This window comes from Mycobacterium sp. E787, from assembly GCF_001668725.1.
In the GTDB taxonomy this organism is placed as follows: domain Bacteria; phylum Actinomycetota; class Actinomycetes; order Mycobacteriales; family Mycobacteriaceae; genus Mycobacterium.
Genome location: NZ_LZKL01000132.1, coordinates 48356 through 69966, shown reverse-complemented (window position 1 = coordinate 69966; position 21611 = coordinate 48356). Strand labels below are relative to the sequence as shown.

Below are 21611 nucleotides of genomic sequence, written 5' to 3'. Positions count from 1 at the left end.
GGTCTGCGCGTGGACCTCGAAACGGCCCGCCATCGCCCGCATCTCGTGCGGGTCGGTCATAAAACGTGTTGCCATGTTGGCTGTCTCCTTAATTCTGAGTGACTTGTTTTCAGTTGTGGTGAACGACGACCCGGACGGTTACGCGGAAACGCACCGCCGAGCCTCATACAGGAAGCTGGTCCCCCCGGAACGCTGCTTCGGCCCAGTCGTCAGGCCCCGGCGCCATAGTCGCCGGACGATCGCCATGGAATCCACGCCGGTGCGGATTCCGTCGAAGGCGTTAACCGTGAATCCGATCAGCCCGCGGCCGCCGCATTGGCGACTTCGGTCGCGGCGTAGGAGGCCGAGCTGATGCCAAGGGTGCTCACGAACTGCTCGTGAATGGCGGCCGCCTGCGCGCTGACGGCCTGGTACATCTGCGCGTGCGCGGCGAACTGGGCCGCGGTCAGCGCCGACACCTCGTCGGCCGCGGCGGGCACCACCCCGGTCGTGGGGGCAGCCGCGGCGGCGTTCTGCGCGCTCAGCGACGAGCCGATCCCCTGCAGGCTCCCGGCCGCGGCGGCCAACGCCTCAGGCTGTGTGGTAACGAACGACATACTTTTCCCTCCTCAAGTTCCTCCGCACCGCTCTGTGCAAGAGATTAGATGACAACGTCTGTTTCAAGTCGGCCCCGAAGCCACCCGTTGGCAATTGTTCACTGGATGGCACGGCGAATTCACTTTTGGTAACGACACACTAACAGCGTCGGGCCCTCACCGCTGGCGTTCACAGGACGGTCACAGCAAACCTCAAGAGCGTGCCCTCCGGAGGCGCGGTGGGAAGCCTGCTGGCCAGCACGTATGGAGCTTATCACCAGCGGGACGAAATCGCGCGGGAGCAAATATCATCGCCGGCCGGCCCCCGCTATCCGGCCGCGGGCGGACGGGCCATCACGACCGGCTTGAATCCGTAGCGCGGCCCCGCGCCGGATCCGCCGGTGCCCACCCCCGCCAGGGGCATGCCGCCCAGGAGGTTTCCGGCTCCCGCATCGGGCGCCTCCCGGACGTTGCTGACGGGTATGGCGGTGGCGTGGCTGGGCGTCGTGACGGGCCCCGACCAGGACGCCGGCACCGACAGCTTGCCGAGCGAGGTCGCGCTCCCCAAGTGCGCCGCGACAGGCGCGCCCCCGCCGAGCAACCCTCCCAGCCCGGGCAGGCCTTTCGGGATCGCGGCGGCCGCCGCCGGCGCCGCACCGCCGATCGCGCCGACCGTTTTTGCCGTCTGGGTCATGGAGTTGGCCATACCGATGCTGAAGTAGGGCAGACCCTCGGTGTTGTAGAAGACGCCGGCGTACGGCGAGATCGCAGACATGAACGACGAAAGGCTGGAACCGGGGAACGTGGGGCTCCCGAACAACAGCTGCCACACCGAGGACAGCGGACCGGTGCTCGACGCGAAATACCACCATTCCTGCTGCAGCGGCGTGTAGAACGGCGACGCCAGGCTGGTCAGCTGCGCGGTGATCTGGCTGATGGCGCTGTTGATCTGATTCTGTATCGAGCCGACCGAGGTGGTCGCCGCCACGCTTGTCGCGGCGGCCTGGGTGCTCGAAGCGGCGGGACTGGCGACCGCCGGTGCCGCGGTGAACGGCGTGACCGTGGAAGCCGACGCCGAGTTGCCGGCATAGCTGTACATCGTCGCGGCGTCCTGGGCCCAGAATTCGCCGTACTGCGCCTCCAGCTGCGCGATGATCCCGGTGTTCTGACCGAGCAGGTTGGTCTGCACCGCCTGGGCCAACTCGGCCCGGTTTGCCGCGATGAGCGGCGGCGGCACGACCCCGGCGAACGCGGCCTCATAGGCCGCGGCGGCCGCGCTGGCCTGCGTGGCGGCCTGCTCGGCCTGGGCCGCGGTCGCGCTCACCCATGCCACGTACGGTTGCGCCGCCGCCGCCAACGATCCGGAGGCCGGACCCAGCCATTCCTCGCTCGTCAGCTGGGTCACCACGCTCTCGTAGCCCAGGGCCGCGGCATTCAGTTCGGCGGCCAGCGAGTTCCACGCCGAGGCCGCAGTCACGAGCGGAGTCGACCCCGGACCGGAATAGAGGCGCGCCGAGTTGATCTCCGGCGGTAACGCACCAAAATCGATTGCCATTTCCTGACTCCTAACCAGTCGCGGCCGCCGTGGCCGCCTCCGTAGCCGACTCGATCATTACGAAATCGCTTGCCGCGCTTGGCCATACCGCGCTTGTCGCGCACAACCGGGTGGCGTGCGATTCGGGCGGCCGGGCGCGAGCTGCGCGCTTGTCGTCGGGCATGTGCGTCATCCCGCGGATGGTGGACGGGCGAGCACGCTGCGCCTGAAGCCGTATTCGCGGGGCGGCCAGGCGGAGCCGGCGCGCCGGCTGCCGGTGCCCATCGGCATGCCGCGCAGCAGCCCGTTGGCGCCGGCGCCCGGCGGGTCGGTGGCGTAGTCGACGGCGAGCGCCTGGGCGGCTTGCTGTTCCACCGCGGCGGGCGAACCGGCCCACGCCTGCGGCACCGACAGACCCCCGATCTTGGTGGCCGAGGACAAGTTCGCCGCCACGCCGCCGGGACTTCCCAGGCCGCCCGCCACGGCGCCGAAGTGCAGGCCCGCAAACTGGGGTGTCGCATACCAGGCGCCTTGCGCGCCGACCGTCGACCCGCCGGGGCCAAAAGTCAACTGCTGGGCGATCGAGCCCGCGAAGCTCATCATCCCGACCGAGAAGTACGGGAGCCCGACGCCCAGCCGGGACAACGCCGTCCGGTTCGTCACGTTGAGGTTGGCGAACTGCTGGACGATCCACCAGTTGTAGGGGTTCAGCGGCGAGGCCAGCGCGCCCGTCGAAAGCTGTTGCAGCGCTTGGTTTATCGACGTGAAGATCGACGTGACCGAGATGGTGTCCGGGGTCAGGGACAGGCCGGTGGCCGCTTGCGGCGCGGAGGTTCCCGCGGGCGTGGCGACGGCCTGGCTCACGGCTGCGGCCTGGGCGGCCGGCCCGTTCTGATCGGTGGTCTGCGCCGGCTCGCCGAACGCGTTCAGCCGCGTGGCGGTCGCCGAGGCGCTCGCATAGCCGTACATCGCCGTGGCGTCCTGGGCCCACATCTCCGCGTACTGGGCCTCGGTGGCCGCGATCGCCGGGAAATTCTGCCCGAAGAAATTGGTGGCGACGAGCGTCATCAACAGCACCCGGTTGGCCGCGACGACCGGAGGGGGCACCGTCAGCGCGAACGCGGCTTCGAACGCCGCCGCGGCCGCCCGGGCCTGGTTGGCGGTCTCCTCAGCCAGGATGGCCGCGGTACCGAGCCACGAGATATAGGGGGCGGCCGCGGCCACCATGGATTGCGCGGCCGGGCCCAGCCACAGCGAGCCGGTCAACTCGGCGATCGTCGACGTGTAGCCGCTCGCCGTCAGGCTCAACTCGGCGGCCACCCCATCCCACGCCGACGCCGCGGCCACCATCGACGCGGAACCCGGGCCGGCATACATCCGGCCTGAGTTGATCTCTGGCGGCAGCGCCCCGAAGTCGAGCACCTAGGAACCCCCGGACTCGAGCGACATGGTTTCTCCGCAACTTCGGTTGACGACGGGACCGTTCGGCAAAGCGTTCGCTTGAGGCTAAATGCCGGAATCCGCCACCGCGCCAAGCCGATCCGGGCGGTCAGTGCGGGCCCGTCGCGACGCATCGGTGACCCGGGAGCGCTACCTGACCCGGATCGGGTCGGTGAGGCGTCCCAAACGCCGTCGCCACCTGCGGGAATGTGCCGGAATACACCCGGCTGCGGTTCGGGTGACCGGAGCGGTCCGGCCCGGTTGAGAGAACAACGGCCGTCGCGGCGGTTAAAAATCCGGCCGCAGAAAATGCCCCCGTCGGGGTTTGCCGAGGGGCCGTGAGGCGACCGCAATCGATGGTCGCGAGCGGCTCGTCAAGGGGTTATCGGAAAGGGCGAAGCCGAGTGGCCACTCGCCCAGAACGCCACCGCGGGCGCAGGCAAGTCGCCTGCGCCCGCGGCGCGATGTTGCAGTGCGGCCGGCTACCCGCCGAGGGGCGGCCGCGCCATGACGGTGGGACGGAACCCGTACCGGGGTCCGGCACCGCTGCCCCCGCCGGCGCCGGCACCCGCCAGCGGCATGCCGCCGAGCAGGTTTCCGGGTCCGCCGGCGGCCTCCGGGGCAGCGCTGATGCTGCTGACCGGGATGGCGTGGGCCGCGGCAGCCGTCGGCGCGGTGGCCCCGGTCCACGAGACCGGCACCGACAGCTTGCCGATGGACGTCGCGCTGCCCAAGTGCGCCGCCGCGCCACCGGCGCCACCGCCCAGCAGGCCGCCCAGCCCGGGCAGGCCCTTGGGCACCGCGGCCGCCGCCGCCGCGGGACCGGTGATCGCCCCGAGGGTCTTGGCCATCTGCACACCGAAGTTGCCCATACCAACGCTGAAGTACGGCAGACCCTCGGTGTTGTAGAAGAAGCTCGCGTAGTTGGAGTAACCGCCCAGGAACGTACCGATGTTGGTCGGCAGCGTCGTCTGGCCGCTGATGAGGAACCAGAGTTCGGTCAGCGGGTTGTTGGCCCCGAATTGGTTCACCAGCGCGGTCGTCGAACCCGGCGTGGCGAGGGAGCCCAGCGCGCTCTGGATCTGGGTGAGGTAGCTCTGCAGGGTCTGCTGGATCGAGGCGGCCGGCGCCGCGGACTGCGTGACGGCCGCGGCGGCGGGATTGGCAACCGTCGGCGCGTTCTGATACGGCGTCACCTTGGCCGCCGCCGCGGACTGACCGGCGTAGTTGTACATCGCCGCGGCGTTCTGCGCCCAGAATTCCTGGTACTGGGCCTCGAGCTGGGAGATGATCCCGTTGTTCTGCCCCAGCACGTTGGTCGCCATCGCCTGCGACAGCTCCGTGCGGTTGAGCGCGATCAGCGGCGGCGGAACCACCGAGGCGAGCACGGTCTCGTAGGCCGCCGCGGCGTTCTGCGCCTGAGCGGCGGACTCCTCGGCCTGACCGGCGGTGGTCGTCATCCACTGCACGTATGGCTGCGCCGCCGACGCCATCGACGCCGAGGCGGGCCCCAGCCACTCCTCGCCGGCCAGCTGGGTGACGATCTGGTCGTAGCCCAGGGCGGCAGCGTTCAGTTCGGCGGCGATCCCGTTCCAGGCGGCGGCCGCCGCCATCATCGACCCGGAGCCCGGGCCCGCGTAGATCATCGCGGAGGTGACCTCCGGGGGCAAAATACCCAAGTCGCTCATGACTGACCTCCTAGCCGGCCGCGGCCGCGTTGGCCGCCTCGGTCGCCGCGTACGACCCCGAGCTGATGCCCAGGGTGCTGACGAACTGCTCGTGAATGGCGGCCGCCTGCGCGCTGACGGCCTGGTACATCTGCGCGTGCGCGGCGAACTGGGCCGCGGTCAGCGCCGACACCTCGTCGGCCGCCGCCGGCACCACCCCGGTCGTGGGGGCCGCCGCCGCGGCGTTCTGGGCGCTCAACGCCGAGCCGATACCCTGCAGGCTGCCCGCGGCCGCCGCCAACGCTTCTGGCTGTGTGGTCACAAAGGACATTTGGTTTTCCTCCTCAACTTTCAGGCTCGATGACCATCAAGGAAAGATTTGCTGCTGAAGTTCGCTTCAGACATGGCTTGCTAGTGAGACTAATTGGATCCCTTCGGGTCGCGCCTCCTTAGCGCCAACTGTTCATTGGTGGACAACTGCTGTTCATTTCGGGCGACCCTGGACGGGTTTGCCGGCTGGTAGGTCACGCGCGTCCCTCCCCCGCTATCCGGCCGACGGCGGGCGTGTCAGCACGCTATATCGGAACCCGTATTTGGTGGTGTAGCCGTAGCCCGCGGTGCGCCGGCCGACGCCGGCCATCGGGATGCCGCGCAGCAGGGCGTTTCCGGGCACGGCGTTCGCGCCTGCCTGCACGGGCGTCTCCTCCGAGGCGGCGAGCGTGACCGCGGCTTCCGTGGTCGGGGTGTTCCAGCTCGCGGGGACGGACAGCGCCCCGATCTTGCCCGACGCGCCGGTGCTCGCCAACGTCGCCCCACCCAGGCCGTGGCCGCTGACCGAGCTCGCGCCGATCGCGCCCAGGTGCAGGCCGCCGAACTGCGGCGTCGGGAACCAGGCACCGCCGGCACCCGCGGTCGCACCGCCGGGGCCGAAGGTCAGCTGCTGGCCGATCGACCAGCCGAAGTTGCCGATACCGACACCGAAGTACGCCTGCAGGAACTGGCGCGCCTCGTTGTACAGCGGGCTGATGCCGCTGGAGGGGAAGGTCGACGGGTAGCCCACGACCGGGGGCTTGATGAGCCCCGGGACGTTGAACCAGTCGTTCGTCGGGGTGGGCAGCCCGTATTTGATCAGATCCTGGAGCTGGTTCTGCAGCATCGACAACGGCCACTGCGTGAACTGATAACCCGACAGTTGCTGCAGGGCGAGTTGCTGCAGCGTCTGCGGGATCGACGCGGCCTGCACCGCCTGCGCCGCGGAGTTGCCGGCCGGCTGGGCGGTGGCCTGGGCGACCGCGGCACCCTGCTGGGCGGGAGCGTCCGGCGTGCTGGTGTTGGGCGGCGCCTGGTAGGGGGTCAACACCGTGGCGGCCGCCGAGGACGCGGCGTAGCCGTACATCGCGGCGGCGTCCTGGGCCCACATCTCCATGTACTGCGCCTCGGTGGCCATGATCGCCGGCGTGTTCTGCCCGAAGAAGTTGGTCGCGACGAGCGTCGCCAACAGGACCCGGTTCGCCACGATCACCGGCGGAGGCACCGTCATCGCGAACGCGGCCTCGAAGGCGCCCGCCGCCGCCCGCGCCTGGCTGGCGCTCTCCTCGGCCAGGCCCGCCGCCGTGCTGAGCCAGCTCACATACGGCACCACTGCGGACACCATCGCCGTCGAGGAGGGCCCGATCCAGGGCGCGCTGGTGAGTTCGGTGATCACCGAGTTGTAGCCAGAAGCCGCCGTGCTCAACTCCGCCGCCAGCGCATCCCAGGCCGTCGCGGCAACCATTATCGACTCGGCTCCCGGACCCGCATACATCCGACCGGAATTGATTTCGGGCGGCAACGCTCCGAAGTCGAACACCCCGTGTCCTCCTCAGTCGGCCGCGATTGCCGGGGCAATCGCGGCGGTCAGGTAGAAACCATGATGGGCGCGGCCACGACCTTGTTGACCAGCAAACCCAGCCGACGGGACAGTCGGAATACTGAGGCGCACCCGCCCGGCGTGTCCGGATCGGCGCTCCGCCACCGGGATTCCCGGAAGTTCGGTCAGTAACGACATGAACAATCTGCCTCGACTATCCCGTTGTCAGCAACCGAGCGACAGCTCCCCTGGTGCTTGAACTGCCGCTCGCGAACGACATTAGCTGGTCATCCAGGGCGCGCCGACCGGCGATGCCAACTGTTCATTCCAGGCCAACCAATGTTCATTCCCGGCAAGCCTCGGTTCATGAAAAACAACCGAGTGTTCACCTTGCGTTCGTCTGGCGGCTTGCCCCGTGGTGGCGCTAGTCGTCCTCAAGGATCAGTGCCATTTCCGGGCAGGAGGCCACGCCGTCGCGCGTCAATTGCTCGTCCTCGGGCCTGACCTCGTGCTCTTCGAGGATGGAGTAGCCCGACGCGTCGATGGGGAACAGGTCCGGATCGACGGCGTAACACTGGGCGTGGCCCACGCATCTGGACTTTTCGAGACGAACCTTCACGGGGTTCCCTTCTTGGACGGGTCCGGGGAGTTCCCAGCGGGACTTGACGATTGGACAACAGATTAGTCGGTCGACAAACGCGAGGAGAAGGTCGTTCGACGGCGGTGACCCGCCCTCACCGCCGGTCAGATTGGTGCCCCCTTGCCGCACGTGCGATATTGATGTGCCACCTTCACACCGGTGACGCGAAAGTTCGAAGCGCGGCCTGGGGACTCATACTTTTGCGGCGCGAAAACCACACAGACAAGCGGAGATCAGGGCGCATGAGCACTGTTGGCGATTGGCAGCCGGGCAGCTTCCACCTACCGCGGCTGGAGTACACCAAGTTGCCGATGGAGGACGACCGGGGTGTCGGGTGGAAGACGTTGCGGGACGCCGGCCCGGTGGTGTTCATGAACGGCCACTACTACCTGACCCGTCGCGAGGACGTGCTTGCCGCGCTGCGCAATCCGAAGGTGTTTTCGTCGCGGCTGGCGCTCCAGCCGCCCGGCAGCCCGTTGCCGGTGATCCCGCTGGCGTTCGACCCGCCGGAGCACACCCGCTACCGGAAAATCCTGCAGCCCTACTTCAGTCCCCAGGGCCTGAGCAAGTCCCGCCCGGTGCTGCAGCGCCACGCCGCCGAGATGATCGCCGAGCTCGCGGGGCGAGGCAAGTGCGACGGGATGGCGGATTTCGCCAAGCTGTATCCGTTCCAGGTCTTCCTCGACCTCTACGGTCTGCCGGTCGAGGACCGCGACCGCGTCATCGACTGGAAAGACGCCATCATCGCCGACAAGCCCTACCTGAGTCCCGCCGACTTCGAGAAGGCGCACGAGTTGTTGGCCTACTTGAACGACGCGATCGCGCAGCGCCGCGAAAATCCGGGCGATGACATGTTGTCGCAGGTGATGACCGGCGAGGGCAACTTCACCGATCTCGAGCTGCTGGGCATGAGCCACCTGCTGATCCTGGCGGGTCTGGACACGGTGACCGCGGCGATCGGATTCTCACTGTACGAGCTCGCGCGCAGGCCGCAGCTGCGCGAAGAGCTGCGCGACAACCCCAGGCAGATCAGGGTTTTCATCGAAGAGATCGTGCGGTTGGAGCCATCGGCGCCGGTGGCGCCCAGGGTCACGACCGAGATCGTCACCGTGGGCGGCATGACGCTGCCCGCGGGCACACCGGTGCGGCTGTGCATGGCGGCGGTGAACCGCGACGGCAGCGACGCGATGTCGACCGATGAGCTCTACATGGACGGCAAGGTGCACCGGCACTGGGGATTCGGCGGCGGACCGCACCGGTGCCTGGGTTCGCACCTGGCCCGGATCGAGCTGACCATCATCGTCGCCGAATGGCTCAGGCAGATCCCCGATTTCGAGGTGCCGGCGGATTACACCCCGCAGATCAAGTTCCCGTCGAAGACGTTCGCGCTCAAGGAATTACCGCTGCACTGGGGTTGATCTCCGGCCGATCGTCGACCATGTCGACCAACCCCGGCGCAGCCGGCTGGTCCTACTTGCGGAACTCGGTGGCCGCCACCTGGACGAACACCCCGGTGTCCTCGGCCATCAGCAGGCCTCGGCCGCGGGGCAGCGGCCCACCCTTCATCTTGCCGCGGATGAAGCCCTCGTCGGGGTCGGCGTCCATCACCAGCAGCGGGGCATTCGCCTGGTGCAGGGCCCGCAGCATCGGGTCGCTGCCCGCCGACGACCACCCACCGAACGTGCGGGTCACGATCACGTGCAGGCCGACGTCGGCGGCCCTGGTCACCCAGGCGGCGGCCTTGTGCAGCGGTGAATCGAAGCCCGCGGGCAGCTGCTGGATGTCGTCGACGATCAGGAAGATCTCCGGGCCGCTCCACCAGGAGTGCGACAACAATTCCTGCGCGGACAGGCCGGGCGGTGGTTCGCGGCTGGCCAGCAGGGCCGACATCTCGTTCATCATCTCTTGAACGCCGTCGAGGTTGTACGCGAATTTCTCCACGTACTCCGAGCCCAGCACGGTCAGCAGCTGACGGCGCGGGTCCACCAGCCACACCTGGGCCGACGGCCGGCCGGCCGGTGGCGGCGGTGCGCTGCTGGCTCCCGGCGCGTAGAGCCGGCCGATCTCGGACATGATGGTGGCCAGCGTCGTGGTGCGCCCACACTCGCGCCGGCCGGTCACCATCAGGTGCGCGTTCTCGGCGAAGTTGAGGTACACCGGCGCCAGGTCCAATTCCGAGATGGCCCAGGCGATTCCGCCGGCACCCACGCCTTGGCGCGTGTCGCGGGCCGCGAGCTCGCGCACCTGCTCCACGCCGAAGCGCGCCGGCAGCCGGCGCACCGGCGGGGCCTGCCCGCTCGCGAGCCGGCTGACGGCCTCGATGATGCTGTCGGACGAGAACACGTGGTTGGGCGTGCTGGCCAGCGCGGGCCGGGCGATCAGCGTGTGCAGGCCGGCCTGCGGGTCGGCATCGAGGCGGACGTAGTTGACCGCGACCATGCCGCGTCCCGGCTTGACCGGAACCTCCTTGGCGAAGCGCGAACGCACCAGCTTGGCGTCCTCCACCGCGGCCAGGCGCAGTTCGATCCGGGAACCGAAACCGCTGCGGACCGGCGGCCGCAGCTCGGACTCGCGATCCGCGGTGACGACCACGTGCACGCCGAACGAGGGACCCTGATTGATGATCAGGTTCACCTGCTCGATCAGCACCTCGTTCTCCTCGGCCAACGCCCGGTAGTTGTCGATCACCAGGTAGACGTCGCCGAACCCGTCGTTGGGCACCGGGCCGGCCTCTCCGGCGAACTTGCGGCGCCGGAACACGTCCATCGAGGCGATGCCGTATTCGAGGAAGCTGCGCTTGCGCTCGCGGACCAGCGCCAGCAGTTCGGCCACGGTACGGCGCACGCCGTAGGGGTCCGTCGGACCGGCCACCTCACCGACGTGCGGCAGGCGCGCGATGGTGGTCAGCGCCGTGCCGCTGTAGGCCAGGCAGTAGAACTGCACCTGCTCGGGCGTGTGCGTCAGTGCGGCCGAGCAGATCAGCGTCTGCAGCGCGGTCGTCTTGCCCGAACCGCCGGCCCCCAGGATCAGGACGTTGGCGCCGGGCCCGGAGGTGTCGACCGTCCACGGCGGCTGGTCGTGCTTGAACGGGCGGTCGATGATCCCGATGGGGAACACGAGATTCTGGGCCGAACCGTAGTCCTGCTGCCACGGGTGGCCGATGAACCGATTCACCAGCTCGTCGATGGCCACGGGCTGGTTCAGCGGCGGCTGCCACAGCCGGTACGGCTCGAAGTCGATCTTGCGCAGCTGGTCGATGATCACCGTACCGACCTTCGGCACCCTGATCCCTTCCTCGTCCTCCTCGCCGTCGGCCTCGGCCACCTCGAGCGCCTCGCCGTTCGAGTGGACCGCCACCGGCTCCAGCTCCGGTCCCCCTACGCTGACCTCGAGCGGGGTGAACGAGTTGGTGAACAGTTGCGGACGAACGTAATCGATGCTGTGCACCAACGCCGGGGCTTCCTCGCCATCGATGGTGATGCCGCGCGAAATGTAGTCCCGCCAAAGGAATTCGGCCTGGAACCGGACGATGTCCTCGAGGCTGCGCCGGAAGTAACCCAGACCGGCCTGGGCCGGCAGGTTCACCGCGTTCGGCACGCCGGCCGCCTGCGCCGCCCCCGCGGTGCGCGCCTTCAGCACCAACCGGTAACCCATGTTCTCCATGAGCTTTTCGGCCCGGCTCTCAATGGTCTGCGACGCCATCATCAGGTGGATCCAGTAGGCGCGGCCCTGACGCCCGATCGAGTCGAGGACGTCGACGGCCGTCGGCATGATGCGGAACCACTCGTAGAACTCGTCGATCACGACCACGAGCATCGGCAGCGGCGGCATGTCCTGGCCGCGCGCCCGCATCCGCAGGCGCACCGAGTTGTATTCCTTCGCGTCGTCGACACCGGCGCTGTCGCAGATCGCCTTGCGGCGGGCGATCTCGCCCCACAGCGCGTCCAGGAACCGCTCCATCAGCGCCTGGTCTTCCTCCAGGTCGGTGATGATGCGCGACACGTGCGGCACGCCCGCGAACGGCTTGACCGCGGAGCCACCCTTGAGGTCGGCCAGCACGAACTGCAGCTCCTCCGGCGGGTGGCCGAGCATCAGCGATTCGATCACCGTCCGCACCAGCGTCGACTTACCCGAACCGGTCGTTCCGGACATGACGCCGTGCGGGCCGTCGCCGCCCTCGTCCAGCGACTTCATGTCCAGGAACAGCAATTCGCCGTTGTCGGAGCGGTTGCCGAACGGCGCCCGCAGTCGCGACCGGCCCATCGAGTCGGTCCGCTTGCCCCACAGCGCGTCGAAGTCGATTTCGGCCGGATCGTCGATCCCGTAGTAGGTGAGGATGTCCCGGGCACCGATGTGGGCCACCCGTTGACCGATCTCCTCGTACGCCTCGGCCAGCCGCCAGCGCGCCAGCTTCTGCGCGAACTCCTCGGCCTCGGCGATGCTCAGGTGATCGGTCAGGGCGAAGAACCACGCGTTTTCGTCGATGACCATCCACGTGTCGCGGTCGCGCGGCAGGGCCTCGATGACGCCCCGGTCGTCGAACCGCAGGGTCCGCTCCGGGACGGCCGCCCACATGGGCGCGCCGGTCAGGTCGAAGAACGTCACGCCGTCGATGCCCTCGGCGCTGATCACGAACTCCCACTGCGGGTCGGTCACGTCGGCGATGATCACCGTGTGCGGCGTCGGGGTCTGGGCCGACGAGCTGGCGTGCCGGGGCGTGAAAGACCCACGGCCGGCGAACAATTCGGCTTGCTCGGCGGCGAACTCGCGCACCGAGCTGTAGACCATCCGGGCGTTGCCCGCCGCGTCCTGGCGGCGGGGGTCGCCGAAGTGCGGCAGCCACTTCACCCAGTCCCACTGCTCCAGATCGGAGCTGACCACGATCATCTGCACGTGGTCTGGCCCGTGGGAGAACGCCAGCTGGCACACGATCGCGCGCATCAGGCCCAGCACCTGCTCGCGATCCCCGATGAGCGAGTACCAGGGTTCGACCAGCAGGGAGATCATCTTCGGCAGGTTGTAGACGACGCTCTGGTAGCGACCGAACTCCTGCAGCGCCTTACCGGTCACCGGCTCCAGCTCGATGTCGGTCGGCATGTTCTGGGGCTCACCCCAGGTCACCTCGGGGCGCGTCATGCCCACGCCGACGCGCACCACACCGAAGTTGAGGTCCTTGCCGTCGGGCTTGCGCTCCCACATGCGCGACGATCCGACGGCCGCGGCCAGGGTGTCGGGCGCCGGGTGGAACCAGCGGTAGTTGGCGTCCATGCTGTCGGCCGACTCGTGGGCCGTCTCCCGCAGCATGTCGAGCATCAACATGAACTGGGCGCGCATCGCGTCCAGCTTCGGCCGGCTCATCTGCTGCTGGCCGCCGAACCGGCCGCCGAACATCATCATCGCCATGCCGCCGATCATGAAGATCGGGAAGATCGCGCCGACGCCGCCGAAGACGTGCGAGCCGCTGGCGAAGGTCATCGCGACCATGCCGCCCAGCAGGCCGATCACCACGACGCCGACCACCACGATCCACCAGGGCTTGCCCTCGGGTGGCGGGATGCTCAGCGGGGTCGGTAGGACGATGTTCTCCGGCTTGATGACCGGGGGCTTCTCCGGAGTCGGCCGGGCAAATCCGCGTTTCACCTAGGTACCACCAAATCTCCAGGGGACATGTCCATCGGTAGCGTGTCGTGCTCCACCAAGGCGTCTGCTCGGGACAGGGTCGGGCCCTGTGGGAGCAGCCGCAGCGCCACCCACGGCGCCAGGCTCGGCGTGGTCTTCAAGCCCAGCGCCTCGCGGGCCTCGCGGGTGTCGTCCACCCCGAACCGGGCGCCCGCGTCCGTCAGCCACCACAGCGATTCCGTCGTCTTGGCGCCGGGGTCGTTGCCGGTGACGGCCACGAAGTTCGCGTGGTCGGAGGCGAAGTACACCTGGTCGGCCTCGCGGCCGGTGGTGTCGGCCTTCACCAGGGACACCACCTTGCCCATTTCCTTGGTCGGGATCGGCAGGGTGGCACCGGACACGACCTGGATGCGGGCCCGGTTCTCGCCGGAGCTCTTCTGCCACCACCAGCAGGTCGCCGGGTTTTCCCGCATGTCCATCACGTTCAACGGGTTGTCGGGGTACGACGACAGGTCCAGCTTGTTGACCACCGGCATCTTCGCCAGCGCCGACGGTTCGACCGTGACCGGCTTGGTGTTGCCACCCGGGCCGCCGGCGTTCTGCAGGATCTGGGCCACCAGGGGCGGCAGCGTCTGCACGCCGTCGCTCAGCACCAGCGAATACTGCTGCGGCCCGCTGATCTGCGGGGTGACGATCACCGTCCCCACCGGGCCGGGCGCACCCGCGAACGTCGCCGGGGACCCCGCGTTCGGGATGTCGGGCACCGTCAGTTCGGGCCCCACCGGCAGCGCGTCGTAGAGGGCGCGGCTCATCGGCTTCGCCAGGCTGACCTGCTCGGGAGTCAAACCCAGCGGCAGCAGGACCGAGCGGTTCGTCGGGTCGATCTTCGACCGGCGGCCCTGCCGGACCACCCAAGCCTCGTCGCCGTAGCGCAGCACCACGGCGTCCGACCCGTTCAGCACCTGGCGGTGGCCGCTGAGGTCCGGGGTGCCGTCGATCACCGTCACGGTGACCCCCGACGGCGCGCCCGTCCCCGTGGACCCGGCCACGGTGTCGCAGACCAGCCACGACGACGCGGTCGGCGTCTTGGGCGCGAAATTCGACGGTGCGCCCGGGATGCCCACCAGGGGCCCGCGCGGCAGGTTCGCGATCTGGCTCGACCGAACCAGGTGCGGGTTGTCCGGGCGCCCGGTGATCAGCCGGGCCGAGGCCAGGTTGAGCGCCGGGTACAACTTGTCGCCGACGCGGACGTAGAGCGCCCCGGAGTCACGGTCGGCGATGATCGGCGACTCGTTGATCTGACCGGACGGGCTGATGAAGGACCACAGCAGCGCGCCCAGGCAGATCACCAGCGCCGCGGAGATCGAGGCCACGATGGCCAGGTTCTGACGCCGTCCCGGCTCGATCTCCATGCGGACCCGCCAACGGGTCAGCGCCATCGCGGTTCGACGGGCCAGGAATTGATAGCCCGTCACCTGGGTGCGGGTCGACAACCCCAGGCCGTAACCCGACCCTCGCTGCCCGCGACTCTCTTCGGCCACGCTATTTCACCATCCGGTCTGCTTGAACGCCCTGGATATTGTCCTTCGAAAACATCCGTCGCGCTAATTGCTTCGTACAACCGTGACAACCGTAAGGGACCGGCGCGGGCCCCGCCACGCGTTGCCCTGCGCTTCACCTTCTATTTACATCTCGCTGAGTCGCCGCTGCCGGCACTCTTTGCTGTTCCCCACTCATCCCCCGGCTGCATTCCTCAGGTCTTCACTGCGCATGTTAACCGGGGATGGCCGACAAGTCCTGGCGAACGGTCACTTCGGGCAAAAGCCCGCTGACCGAGCCGGGCCGCGGGGTTCTGCAGCAAGATGAGCGGCATGACGGAGCTCGCGCCCTCGCTGGTCGAACTCGCCCGCCGGTTCGGTATCGCGACCGAGTACGAGGACTGGACGGGTCGCGCGGTGCCCGTGCCCGAGGAGACGCTGGTGGCGGTGCTCGCCGCGCTCGGGGTCGCGGCCGGCACCGAACAGGAGCGCAACGCGGCCCTGACCGCGCACCGTCGGTCGTATTGGCAGCGCCGGATGCCGGCGACCATCGTCGGGCGCACCGGGGAGCAGATCCGGTTCTGGGCCCATGTCACGCACGGCGACCCGGCCGAGGTGTGGCTGCAGCTCGAGGACGGCACGGTGCGCGGCGGGGTGCAGCAGGTCGACAACTTCACGCCGCCGTTCGATCTGGACGGGCGCTGGATCGGCGAGGCCAGCTTCGTCCTGCCCGCCGACCTGCCGCTGGGCTACCACCGGATTCATCTGCGGTCCGGCGCCGCCGAGACCAGCACCGCGCTGATCGTCACGCCCGACTGGCTCGGCCTGCCCGAACAGCTCGGGGTCCGGCGCGCGTGGGGCCTGGCCACCCAGCTCTACAGCGTGCGCTCCCGGCAGTCGTGGGGCGTCGGCGATCTCACCGACCTGACCGACCTCGCCGTCTGGTCGGCCTCGTGCCACGGCGCCGACTACGTGCTCGTCAACCCGCTGCACGCGGCCGGGTTTTCGGGGGTGACGGGCCGGATGGAGCCGTCGCCGTACCTGCCGACGTCGCGCCGGTTCGTCAACCCGATCTATCTCCGCGTCGAGGCGATCCCGGAGTACGCCGAGCTCACCAAGCGCGGCCGGGTGCGCCGGCTGCGGTCGGACGTGCAACGGCGGGCCGGCCGGCTCGACGCCATCGACCGCGACGGCGCCTGGGCCGCCAAACGCGCGGCGCTCACGCTGCTGCACGAGGTACCGCGGTCGGCGGGCCGCGAGCTGGCCTATGCCGCATTCCGCGAGCGGGAGGGTCGTGCGCTCGACGACTTCGCCACCTGGTGCGCACTGGCCGAGGAATACGGCGGCGACTGGCATCGCTGGCCGGACTCGCTGCGGCATCCCGACGCCGCCGGTGTCGCGGGTTTCGCCGAAAGGAATTCGGACACAGTCGATTTCCACCGCTGGCTGCAATGGCAACTCGACGACCAGCTCGCCGCGGCGCAGTCGCAGGCGATCCGGGCCGGGATGGCGTTGGGCGTCATGCATGACCTCGCCGTGGGCGTGCACCCCGACGGCGCCGATGCGTGGGCCCTGCAGGACGCGATGGCGCCGGGTGTGACGGCGGGCGCGCCGCCGGACGAGTTCAACCAGCTCGGCCAGGACTGGTCGCAGCCGCCGTGGCGTCCGGACCGCCTGGACGAGCGCGAGTACCGGCCTTTTCGGGCGCTCATCCGGGCGCAGCTGCGGCACGCCGGCGGTGTCCGCATCGACCACATCATCGGGCTGTTCCGGCTGTGGTGGATCCCGCGGGGCGCGCCGCCGACCCGGGGCACCTACGTGCGCTACGACCACGAGGCGATGATCGGCATCGTCGCGCTGGAGGCGCACCGGGCCGGGGCGCTCGTCGTCGGCGAAGACCTCGGCACCGTGGAGCCCTGGGTCCGCGACTACCTGTTGTTGCGCGGCGTGCTGGGCACGTCGATCCTCTGGTTCGAATTGGACCGCGACGGAACCGGCGGCCCACTGCCCGCCGAGCGCTGGCGCGAGTACTGCCTGTCTTCGGTCACCACCCACGATCTGCCGCCGACGGCCGGTTACCTGGCCGGCGAGCACGTGCGGCTGCGGGAGTCCCTGGGGTTGCTCACCCGGCCGGTGGAGGCCGAGCTCGAATCCGACCGGGCCGACCTGGCGGGGTGGATGGCCGAGCTGCGCCGGGTCGGGTTGCTGGACGACGGCCCGGACGTTCAGGACGACCCGGAGCGCGTGGTGCTCGCGCTGTACCGATACCTGGGCCGGACGCCGTCGCGCCTGCTGGGGGTGGCGCTGACCGACGCCGTCGGCGACCGCCGCACCCAGAACCAGCCGGGCACCACCGACGAATACCCCAACTGGCGGGTTCCGCTGACGGGACCCGACGGCCGGCCGGTCACGCTCGAGGACGTTTTCACCGATCGGCGGGCCGCCGCGCTGGCCGAGGCCGTCCGCGAGGCGATCGCGCCCCGGGCGTAACCGGCCTGTTAGCTTCGGCCCATGAGCGCTTCGGTCAGGGTAGGGGTGGTGGCCCCGGTCGCCGACGGTGTCACCGCGGATCCCGAGTGGATGGTGAGCTTCGCGGGCCACCTGGAGCGCTGCGGGTTCGAATCGATCGTGGTGGTCGAGCACACCGTCCTGCTCACCCGCTACGACAGCGTCTACCCCTACGACAGCTCCGGGCGCGTCGGCCTGTCCGCCGACTGCCCGATTCCCGACCCGCTCGACCTGCTGGCCTTCCTGGCCGGCCACACCAGCCGCCTGGGGCTGGCCACCGGTGTCCTGGTGCTGCCCAACCACCATCCGGTGGTGCTCGCCAAGCGTGCGGCGACGGTCGACGCGCTTTCGGGTGGACGGCTGCGGCTGTGCGTCGGCGTGGGCTGGCTCTCCGAGGAGCTCGCCGCCTGCGGCGCGGAGTTCGACAGCCGGGGCCGGCGGGTCGACGAGCAGCTGGCCGTGCTGCGGGCGCTGTGGGCCGACCGACCGCAGGGGGCCGGCCATCACGGCGAGTTCTTCGATTTCGACGACGTCATGTGTTATCCGAAACCGGTTGCACGCGAACGGCTTCCCATCCACATCGGCGGACACAGCCGGGCGGCGGCCCGCCGCGCGGGCCGCTCGGGAGACGGCTTCCAACCGCTGGGTGTGGCGGGCCCGCAACTCGCGTCGTTGCTCGCGCTGATGCGCGACGAGGCGTCCGCCGCGGGCCGCGATCCGGACGCCCTGGAAGTCTCGCTGGGCCACGCGGTCACCAAGATCGACGCCGAACGCGCGGGCGGCCTCGTCGATCAGGGCGCCGACCGGATCGTGTTGGCGATGCCGCCGACCGCCGACATCGAAGAGGCCAAGGACGTCCTGTCCGCGTGCGCCCAACGACTGTCCCTGACGCCCTGACCTCGTCATGACCCTTTCCAGCGGCGATCGGACGGCGCTGAGCGACATGGTGCACCGCTATGCGGCCAACGTCGACGACCGCCGATTCGATTGCGTCGTAGAGCTTTTCACCCAGACGGGCGAGCTGCTACTGCCCGACCCGCCAGCCGCGCTGCAGCCCGTCCACTCCCACCGGGGCCGGCAGGCCGTCGCGGCCGCGGTCGCCGCCGTCGCGGCCGTGACCCGCACCGAGCACGCGATCATCGGCGAGGTCTATGACGAGGGCGCAGGCCCCGGCGCCGCCACCGGGCGCGTCGCTTGCGTCGCGCACCACTGGAGCCCGCGCGGGGATGAGGTGGTCGACGTGGTGTGGCACCTGCGCTACGACGACGACTACCGGCTGACCGACGCCGGCTGGCGGATCGGCCGCCGGGCCCTGACCATCAACGCTATTGAGACCCGCCCGGTCCGGAAACTGCTCCCGCGCGAGCCGGCCTAGCCGGCGTCCAGAACCTTATGCCCAAACTCACAGTCACCACCAAGAAACCGAGTTTGCGGCAAAAATTCGCGGTTTGAATCGGCAGCTGCGGCGATCGTCATCCATGCCGACGCGGATTTTGCCCGTCGGCAACTATTGCCGGCGGCCGTACCCCCTGAGCGTCCCGCGGGGGCGCCCTTCTTTCCGATCGAGTCCAATTTATCCAACCCCGTTTGGGGTATTTTCGGCCGCGTGACGAACACCGAACACCGCGACGCGCGTGTCGAGTCGGCCGGGGGGCGGGCGGCAGTGGACGGCGCCGTGTCGACCCTGGCCACGGGCACGCCGCTGAAGGATGTCCCGGACTACCGCAACGAGATACACACGGCCGAGGACACCATCGACGTGGAGGCCTACGGCGGCGGCTTCGACCTCACCAGGCGGGCGACGGCCCCCAAGCTGCGCGTCGGGCGCGACAAGTGGTTCAACCTGCTCTGGCTCATCCCGATCGGCTTTGCCCTGCTGGTCGTCGGGGTGGCGATCGGCAAAGGCCTGCACAACATGCCGGCGGTGCAGGCCTTCATCCAGCGTCACCCCGGCACCGACACCCATTCGGGCGTCAGCCCGGGCCTGCCGGCGTGGATCGGCTGGACCCACTTCTTCAACTTGTTCATGATGATGTTCATCATCAGAACGGGGATCCAGATCCTTTGCGACCATCCCCGGCTCTACTTCAGCCGCAACGCCACCCCCGGCAAGGACGAGTGGCTGCGCGTGGGCCCACCGGTCCCGGATGACGAGTTGTGGACCGCCAACGCCGACACCGTCGCGCTGCCACCGCAATTCGGGTTGCCCGGATTCCGGCATTCCATCGGGCTGGCCCGGTGGTGGCACCTCGGCATCGACGTTTTGTGGCTGCTCAACGGGGCGGTCTTCTACGTGCTGTTGTTCGCCACCGGCCAGTGGCGGCACATCGTCCCCACCAGCTGGGACGTCTTCCCCAACGCCGTTTCGGTGGCGATTCAGTACCTGTCGCTGGACTGGCCGACCGACGACGGGTGGGTCGCCTACAACGGCCTGCAGCTGCTGGCGTACTTCACTACCGTCTTCATCGCCGCCCCGGCGGCGTTGATCACCGGCCTCGGCATGTCGCCGGCACTGTCACAGCGCGTCCACTGGCTCAGCAAGCGGCTGAGCATTCAGCACGCGCGCTCGCTGCATTTCGTTGTGCTGGTGTACTTTTTGTTCTTCATCCTGGTCCACGTGACGATGGTCTTGACGACCGGTGCGCTGCGAAACCTCAACCACATGTTCGCCTCCCGCGACGACGACAGCTGGCTGGGGTTCGGGATCTTCGTCGCGGCGATGGTGGTGACGGCCGTCGCGTGGGTGTGGGCGACGCCGTTCACCATTCGCCATCCCCGGGTGGTCCAGCGGGTCGGGTACGCGCTCGTCGGCCCGTTCCAGCGCATGCTCGAACAGCTCGACCCCAAGCCCGGCGCCTTCACGGAGAAGGACATCTCGCCCCACCATTGGCGCAACGGCCGCCTGCCGGAGACCGTCGAATACAAAGAGTTGGACGCCAACGACTTTCGCGACTGGCGGCTGAAGGTCTACGGCCTGGTTGAGCACCCGATGGAATTCTCGCTCGACGACCTGAAGGCGCTGCCCTACCACGAGCAGATCAGCCAGCATTTCTGCATCCAGGCGTGGTCCGGCGTGGCCAAGTGGGGCGGCGTGCAGATGAAGGCGATCATGGACATCGTCAAACCGCTGCCCGAGGCGAAATGGGCGGTGTTCTATTCGATGGGCCTCGGCGCGACCGGGGGGATCTACTACAACGCCCACCACATCGGCCAGATGGACCACCACATGACGATGCTGGCCTACAACATGAACGACCAGCCGCTCCCCTACATGCACGGCAAGCCGCTGCGGCTGCGCAACGAGTTGCAGCACGGCTTCAAGCTGGTGAAGTGGATCAAGGGAATCGAGTTCGTCGCCGACTACCGCGACATCGGCAGCGGTTACGGCGGCTACAGCGAGGACCACAAGTACTTCGGGCGGCACCAGACGCTGTAGTCGCCGCCCGAAGTCGTTTTCCCAGATGGTGTTTCGGGTAGCCGCACACAAGCGGTTCAACGAAACGCGACATCTGAGGGGGACGCTCATGAAGCACAGCACGCGCGCCCGCGGAAACGCGGAGCGCTCGCCGGGGCTCGTCGTCGTCGGGATCGCCGTGGTGGCGTCCGCGGTCTGCGTGACGAATTTCGCCCTCGGCCAGGCCGGTGCCGGCGCGGCCGCCGCGATCACCGGGTTGCTGGCCTTCGGGGCCGGCCTGGCCTGGCTTGTCATGGACGGCAGGCGGTTTCGCGACGCCGAAAGGGGCTGGGGGACGCGCCGGCCGACCCCGTAATCGTCGCTTACTGCATGGACGCCAGGTTGTTGACCGAAGTGCGGATGTCGGATCGCACCACCCTGGCGACCAACCCCCCGACGGGCCCGCTGAGCACCCCGCCCCTCAGGTCCGCGGTGAGGTGAAACTTCGATCCGGGATGGTCGTCGGAAATGGTCACCCCGACGGCGATCCGGATCCCACCCCGGCCGCGGCCTTGCAGCTCAATCGATTCCGGTGCGTCATAACAGGTGACTTCCCAGTGGATGATGTTGCGGAAGCCCTTGACCTTGATGCACGACGACACGCAGGTGCCCTTCTCGATGGTCGAGGGAACCGGCCCGCGCCAGCCGCCGAAAATCGTCAGCCACTCATCGAATCGACGCAGGTCGGAGGCGAGCTTCCAGGCCGTCTCGGGTTCCACATCGGATGCCATCGAAACATCTACTCGTGCCAAGTCTTCGCTCCTCGTGAGACGGTCGCTGTAGCCAC

16 protein-coding genes and 1 pseudogene are annotated in these 21611 nt (G+C 68.8%); 6 read left to right on the top strand and 11 right to left on the bottom strand.

The annotated features are described in order from the left end of the window. From A5705_RS27585 to A5705_RS26760, 8 genes and pseudogenes are all read right to left on the bottom strand, one after another. Positions 1 to 75: pseudogene (locus tag A5705_RS27585) on the bottom strand (WXG100 family type VII secretion target); the annotation flags it as partial. A gap of 221 nt (positions 76 to 296) precedes the next feature. Then, positions 297 to 596, bottom strand: a complete 300-nt coding sequence (locus tag A5705_RS26790; RefSeq protein WP_067881683.1) for a PE family protein — start codon at positions 594 to 596, stop codon at positions 297 to 299. Between the two features lie 307 nt (positions 597 to 903). Beyond that, positions 904 to 2124: a PPE family protein gene (locus A5705_RS26785; RefSeq protein ID WP_156763234.1), complete on the bottom strand. Its 1221-nt coding sequence runs from the start codon at positions 2122 to 2124 to the stop codon at positions 904 to 906. A gap of 174 nt (positions 2125 to 2298) precedes the next feature. Beyond that, the gene (locus tag A5705_RS26780) at positions 2299 to 3531 is read right to left on the bottom strand and encodes a PPE family protein (RefSeq protein ID WP_067881677.1); all 1233 of its coding nucleotides are present in this window, start codon (positions 3529 to 3531) and stop codon (positions 2299 to 2301) included. A 500-nt stretch (positions 3532 to 4031) separates the two neighbouring features. Then, positions 4032 to 5237: a PPE family protein gene (locus A5705_RS26775; protein ID WP_067881675.1), complete on the bottom strand. Its 1206-nt coding sequence runs from the start codon at positions 5235 to 5237 to the stop codon at positions 4032 to 4034. A 10-nt stretch (positions 5238 to 5247) separates the two neighbouring features. Continuing rightward, the gene (locus A5705_RS26770; protein ID WP_066912455.1) at positions 5248 to 5547 is read right to left on the bottom strand and encodes a PE family protein; all 300 of its coding nucleotides are present in this window, start codon (positions 5545 to 5547) and stop codon (positions 5248 to 5250) included. Between the two features lie 213 nt (positions 5548 to 5760). After that, complete coding sequence (locus tag A5705_RS26765) at positions 5761 to 7065, bottom strand: PPE family protein (protein WP_067881672.1); 1305 nt, start codon at positions 7063 to 7065, stop codon at positions 5761 to 5763. A gap of 424 nt (positions 7066 to 7489) precedes the next feature. Then, positions 7490 to 7684, bottom strand: a complete 195-nt coding sequence (locus A5705_RS26760; RefSeq protein ID WP_067881669.1) for a ferredoxin — start codon at positions 7682 to 7684, stop codon at positions 7490 to 7492. Between the two features lie 263 nt (positions 7685 to 7947). Between A5705_RS26760 and A5705_RS26755 the strand changes: the two genes are divergently transcribed. Next, positions 7948 to 9123, top strand: a complete 1176-nt coding sequence (locus A5705_RS26755) for a cytochrome P450 (RefSeq protein WP_067881666.1) — start codon at positions 7948 to 7950, stop codon at positions 9121 to 9123. A 52-nt stretch (positions 9124 to 9175) separates the two neighbouring features. Here the strand turns inward: A5705_RS26755 and eccCa are convergent, their stop codons facing one another. Both eccCa and eccB read right to left on the bottom strand, forming a co-directional pair. Beyond that, a complete protein-coding gene (eccCa, locus tag A5705_RS26750; RefSeq protein ID WP_068281150.1) occupies positions 9176 to 13345 on the bottom strand; it encodes a type VII secretion protein EccCa in 4170 nt (1389 codons plus the stop codon). Then, on the bottom strand, positions 13342 to 14865 hold the full coding sequence (gene eccB, locus A5705_RS26745; RefSeq protein ID WP_067881659.1) for a type VII secretion protein EccB: 1524 nt from the start codon (positions 14863 to 14865) through the stop codon (positions 13342 to 13344). The genes eccCa and eccB overlap by 4 nt, the downstream gene beginning before the upstream one ends. A gap of 330 nt (positions 14866 to 15195) precedes the next feature. Between eccB and malQ the strand changes: the two genes are divergently transcribed. The 5 genes from malQ to A5705_RS26720 all read left to right on the top strand — a co-directional run bounded on the left by malQ (position 15196) and on the right by A5705_RS26720 (position 21140). After that, entirely contained in the window at positions 15196 to 17352 is a 2157-nt protein-coding gene (gene malQ, locus A5705_RS26740; protein ID WP_067881699.1) for a 4-alpha-glucanotransferase, read from the top strand. A 21-nt stretch (positions 17353 to 17373) separates the two neighbouring features. Beyond that, complete coding sequence (locus A5705_RS26735) at positions 17374 to 18267, top strand: LLM class F420-dependent oxidoreductase (protein WP_068281149.1); 894 nt, start codon at positions 17374 to 17376, stop codon at positions 18265 to 18267. A gap of 7 nt (positions 18268 to 18274) precedes the next feature. Then, positions 18275 to 18745, top strand: a complete 471-nt coding sequence (locus A5705_RS26730) for a nuclear transport factor 2 family protein (RefSeq protein ID WP_068281148.1) — start codon at positions 18275 to 18277, stop codon at positions 18743 to 18745. Positions 18746 to 19033: 288 nt separating this feature from the next. Continuing rightward, positions 19034 to 20806, top strand: a complete 1773-nt coding sequence (locus tag A5705_RS26725; RefSeq protein WP_068281155.1) for a molybdopterin-dependent oxidoreductase — start codon at positions 19034 to 19036, stop codon at positions 20804 to 20806. Positions 20807 to 20894: 88 nt separating this feature from the next. After that, positions 20895 to 21140: a hypothetical protein gene (locus tag A5705_RS26720; protein ID WP_068281145.1), complete on the top strand. Its 246-nt coding sequence runs from the start codon at positions 20895 to 20897 to the stop codon at positions 21138 to 21140. Between the two features lie 7 nt (positions 21141 to 21147). Here A5705_RS26720 and A5705_RS26715 read toward each other — a convergent pair whose 3' ends face one another. Beyond that, on the bottom strand, positions 21148 to 21576 hold the full coding sequence (locus tag A5705_RS26715) for an SRPBCC family protein (RefSeq protein WP_197521338.1): 429 nt from the start codon (positions 21574 to 21576) through the stop codon (positions 21148 to 21150). Positions 21577 to 21611: the final 35 nt, after the last annotated feature.

What these genes read in the sequence shown, in the direction of transcription:
- A5705_RS26755 (WP_067881666.1), top strand. Translation starts at nt 7,948, where the DNA reads ATGAGCACTGTTGGCGATTGGCAGCCGGGCAGCTTCCACCTACCGCGG.
- malQ (WP_067881699.1), top strand. Translation starts at nt 15,196, where the DNA reads ATGACGGAGCTCGCGCCCTCGCTGGTCGAACTCGCCCGCCGGTTCGGT.
- A5705_RS26770 (WP_066912455.1), bottom strand. Translation starts at nt 5,547, where the DNA reads ATGTCCTTTGTGACCACACAGCCAGAAGCGTTGGCGGCGGCCGCGGGC.
- A5705_RS26730 (WP_068281148.1), top strand. Translation starts at nt 18,275, where the DNA reads ATGACCCTTTCCAGCGGCGATCGGACGGCGCTGAGCGACATGGTGCAC.
- A5705_RS26775 (WP_067881675.1), bottom strand. Translation starts at nt 5,237, where the DNA reads ATGAGCGACTTGGGTATTTTGCCCCCGGAGGTCACCTCCGCGATGATC.
- A5705_RS26720 (WP_068281145.1), top strand. Translation starts at nt 20,895, where the DNA reads ATGAAGCACAGCACGCGCGCCCGCGGAAACGCGGAGCGCTCGCCGGGG.
- A5705_RS26790 (WP_067881683.1), bottom strand. Translation starts at nt 596, where the DNA reads ATGTCGTTCGTTACCACACAGCCTGAGGCGTTGGCCGCCGCGGCCGGG.
- A5705_RS26735 (WP_068281149.1), top strand. Translation starts at nt 17,374, where the DNA reads ATGAGCGCTTCGGTCAGGGTAGGGGTGGTGGCCCCGGTCGCCGACGGT.